General features: G+C 72.5%; 4 protein-coding genes and 1 pseudogene. 1 reads left to right on the forward strand and 4 read right to left on the reverse strand.

What is annotated here, in order from left to right; translation table 11 throughout:
• Nucleotides 1-192: 192 nt before the first annotated feature.
• The 3 genes from FOZ70_RS37755 to FOZ70_RS37765 form a co-directional block, all read right to left on the reverse strand.
• Nucleotides 193-819, reverse strand: a complete 627-nt coding sequence (locus tag FOZ70_RS37755) for a hypothetical protein (protein WP_219707910.1) — start codon at nucleotides 817-819, stop codon at nucleotides 193-195.
• Nucleotides 820-1,331: 512 nt separating this feature from the next.
• Nucleotides 1,332-1,679: a hypothetical protein gene (locus FOZ70_RS37760; protein ID WP_219707911.1), complete on the reverse strand. Its 348-nt coding sequence runs from the start codon at nucleotides 1,677-1,679 to the stop codon at nucleotides 1,332-1,334.
• 114 nt (nucleotides 1,680-1,793) lie between these two features.
• Nucleotides 1,794-2,045 (reverse strand): hypothetical protein, encoded by a 252-nt coding sequence (locus FOZ70_RS37765; protein ID WP_219707912.1) that lies wholly within the window; start codon nucleotides 2,043-2,045, stop codon nucleotides 1,794-1,796.
• A gap of 351 nt (nucleotides 2,046-2,396) precedes the next feature.
• Here FOZ70_RS37765 and FOZ70_RS37770 point away from each other — a divergent pair, with 351 nt between their 5' ends.
• Nucleotides 2,397-3,035: a hypothetical protein gene (locus FOZ70_RS37770; protein ID WP_219707913.1), complete on the forward strand. Its 639-nt coding sequence runs from the start codon at nucleotides 2,397-2,399 to the stop codon at nucleotides 3,033-3,035.
• Between the two features lie 15 nt (nucleotides 3,036-3,050).
• Here FOZ70_RS37770 and FOZ70_RS37775 read toward each other — a convergent pair.
• A pseudogene (locus FOZ70_RS37775) lies at nucleotides 3,051-3,580 on the reverse strand (hypothetical protein); the annotation flags it as partial.

A 3,580-nucleotide genomic window follows, 5' to 3' on the forward strand; every position in this document is an offset into this window, starting at 1 on the left:
GGGAGCGCGGGGGGTGCGGGGGGAGGGGGGTGGGGAGGGGCGGGGGAGGCGCGGCGCGGCGGGTGTGGCCGGCGAGCGAGCGGGGATGGAGCGCGGCGGGAGTGCGGGGCGCGCGGGGGGGCGCGGATGCGCGGGAGACGCGGGCGGCGCGGGACGGGGAGGGGGTGGGTGGGCCTTCGCGCGGGCCGTGGATCAGGGGCGCCGGTGGGTGAGGGTCGGCGTGGCGCGCCGCGCGCGTGTGCCGCGCATCCGCGTCGCGCGGCGTGAAGCGGATGCACGCCGCGTTAGAGTCTTGTTCGCCGGCCGGTTAAACTCGGCGGGTCGCGCCCCGCGCGCCCCTCCCCACTCCTGTTTCAAAGCATGCACACGGTTGTCTTCGGCTGGTTCGGCATCTCCGCCGTCTGGTTCCTCCTTCTCTTCTGGCGTCTCGTGCAGGCGATGCTGCCCGGCGGCGGCGGGCTCGCCGGCCGCGGCTCGATCCGTCTGTGGCTCGGCTTCGCCGCGGTGTTCGTGGCCAGCTGCACGCTGACGAGCCCGCTGTCGGGCCCCGACACGAACGCGCTCGGCCATGCGTTCTCGGCAGGCTTCGCCCACGTGCTCGGCCCGATCGGCACGCCGGTCGCGATGGTCGTGCTGTTCTTCGCCGGGCTGCCCTGGTTGACCGGCATCGGCTGGCGTCAGTTCGCCGCGTGGGTCGACACGTCGTTCGGCGTCAAGCTGTCGCGCGACGGCGGCGACGACGATGCCCGCGGCATTGCCGACCTGCCGCGCAGCGCGCTTCATCGCGACGACGACGTCGTGCAGCCGACCACCGCGCATACCGTCAATTCGATGGCGCCGCGCCAGAACGGCCGGTATTCGCGTCCGACGCTGTGGAAACCCGATCCGCAGGCGCGGCCGAAGCCGCGCAGCAGCACGCCCCCGCGCCCTCACGTGGAACCCGTCGCGCCGTCGGGCTGGTTGAAACCGACCGCGCCCCAGCGCACGCCGACGCAGCCCGCACCGATTCCCCCGGCCAGCGCGATGCCGCCACCAACGACCGGCAGCACCGCCAGCCTGGCGCGCGCAGCAGCGAATTCGCAGGTCCCGCGCCCCGATCCGGCCCCGCTTCCCGTCGGATTCGAACCCGTCCGCCCGCGCCCGACAGCCGCGCGTCCGGCCACGCCCGCATTGAAGCCGACTACGCCGCGTACCACGGTCACGCCGCGGCCGGCCGCCGCGCAGCCGCAGCGCCCGCCGGTACGCCCCGTCGCAGGCGCAGGTTCGGCCGGCCAGCCTGCGGATACGGCTCGACGTCGTCCGGTGCCGCAAACGCCGGCGCGTGCGCCGCTCTACGCATGGACGGAAAAACCCGCCGCGCCGATCGCGCCGGCACCGAGTGTGCACGACACGCTGCGCTCGATCGAGGCCAGCACCGCACAATGGGCGACGCTGGGCGGCGCGCAGTCGGCCGACGCCGGGCACGCTGCCGCCGCAGCCGCTACCGTGGCCGGGGTGGCCGCGGCAGCAGCCGGCGTAGCGGCGCCGGCATCGGCGGCCGCATCGACCGTGCAGGCCGCTTCGGCCGGGAACGCCGCCGCAACCCATGGCCTCGCCGCGCATGACGCTACTGTGTCGCTCGCGCACGATGCGGCGCCGACGTACGACGACAACGCACCGATCGTGCTCGACGCGTTCATGCCGGCGGCGCCCGCTGTTCATGCACCGGGTGCCGATGCGGGCACCGTGGCGCTCGACGCGGCCGCCCCGCACGCGCTGTCGAATACCGGCAGCGACGATGCCGCGTTTTCGCATCACGCCGACGACGAGCTCCGGTACGCCGACGATGCGCCTGCCGCGCCGACGCCGGGAATCCCGTCCGCACCCTCACCTTCGTTCGACGCGCCCATCGACCTCGCACCGTGGGAAGACCTCGCCAGCCGGCCGGTTTCCGCGTTCGACGCATCCGCGTGGAACGCGGCCGCCGCGTCGTCGACGAACGCGACGGGATCGGAACCGGCCGAGGCTGCCGCCGCACAACCCAGGAACGAGGCGGCTCGCGACATCGCCGCGAGCAACCTGCCGGCACCCTTCGATAACGACGACAGGTACACGGCGCAACCGGCTCCCGCAATCGATCACATTGCATCGGCCCGCGTGCCGCAGGGCATCGACGATGCGCACGCCGACGTGAAAGCAGCCGGGAACGTCGCACCGTTCGCTGCCCTCCCCTCTTCGCCGACCACCGAAACGACGTCACGCGCAAGTGCCGAAGCCAGGCCGTTTGCGGCGGTGTCGGCAACGTCGGGATCGGCCGTGTCGGGTGCAGCACCGGAAGCCGTCAAGGCGGACGCGGCAGAACCTGCGGCACCGCCGTCGGCAAGCGCTCAGGGCTCCGCGCCGGCAGCGGAATGGACTTGGAAACCGTCGACGGCACAATCTGCCCCGACGAATACAACCTTCGCCGTGGAATTGCCGAAATCGCCGGTTGCCGCTCAACCGTTTGCCGCCATGCAGACGGCTTCGCCTGCTGCTGCGTCGCCGCTCGTCGGCACCACCGCGCAAGCACCTGCATCCGCTTCGGGGGCATCGCCTGTCGCCGATACCACTTCAATGGATCGCGTGACCGGCACGGCATCCGGCTCGCCTGCTCAGTCGCCCGCGTCGGCATCGACCGCTGCATCGGCCGCGTCGACATCCGCAATCGGCGTAACCGGTGCCGCGTTGGCTTCTCTTTCGCAGCCGGCCGCGTCGGCATCGACACCTGCGTCTACCCCATCGACATCCCCGGTCGGCGTAACCGGTGCCGCGTCGGCTTCGCTGTCGCAGCCGACCGCGTCGGCATCGACCGCTGCATCTGCCCCATCGACATCCCCGGTCAGCGTCACCGGCGCTGCGTCGGCTTTTCTTTCGCAGCCGGCCGCATCGGCATCGACACCTGCGTCTACCCCATCGACATCCCCGGTCGGCGTAACCGGTGCCGCGTCGGCTTCGCTTTCGCAGCCGGCCGCATCGACATCGACCGTTGCATCGGTTGCGTCGGCAGCCCCGGCTAGCGGAACGGGCACGACTTACGATTCGTTCCCCCGTGGATCGACGCCCACATCGCCCGTCGTGACTCCGTCGACGGCCGGCACGTCGGCTTCGACATCCGGTTCGACTGCGCCCGTACCGGCTGCCACACCGGCGCTCGCTACCGCGATGCCCGTGAACACCGCGTCCGTTTCGCCCGTGCCGGCGCAGGTCAACCCCGCAAGCTCATCGACGGGTACGACATTCGGCACGTTCGGCACCTCCGGCCCGGTCGCACCGCAGCCGGCCGCAAGCCTGCCCGTGCCACCGGCCGTTTCCGACACGACTGCGCCGTCCCCCGGCGCCGTCGCGCCGATCACGTCCGCCGCAGCGACTCCGGCGCAACCGATCTCCGGCTCGCCCGTCGCTCCGACCGGCTCGCTGCCGTCCTTCGGGGCAACCGCTCCTACGCAGGCTCCGTCGATCGCTTCGGCACCCGCCGCAATCGGAGCCACGACGTTCGCAGCCCCGCCCGCCCCGGCCTCGTCGCCGGCAAGCTGGCACGTGCCGAACGTCGTGGCTCCGATTG

The organism is Burkholderia sp. COPS, from assembly GCF_019425585.1.
In the GTDB taxonomy this organism is placed as follows: domain Bacteria; phylum Pseudomonadota; class Gammaproteobacteria; order Burkholderiales; family Burkholderiaceae; genus Burkholderia; species Burkholderia cepacia.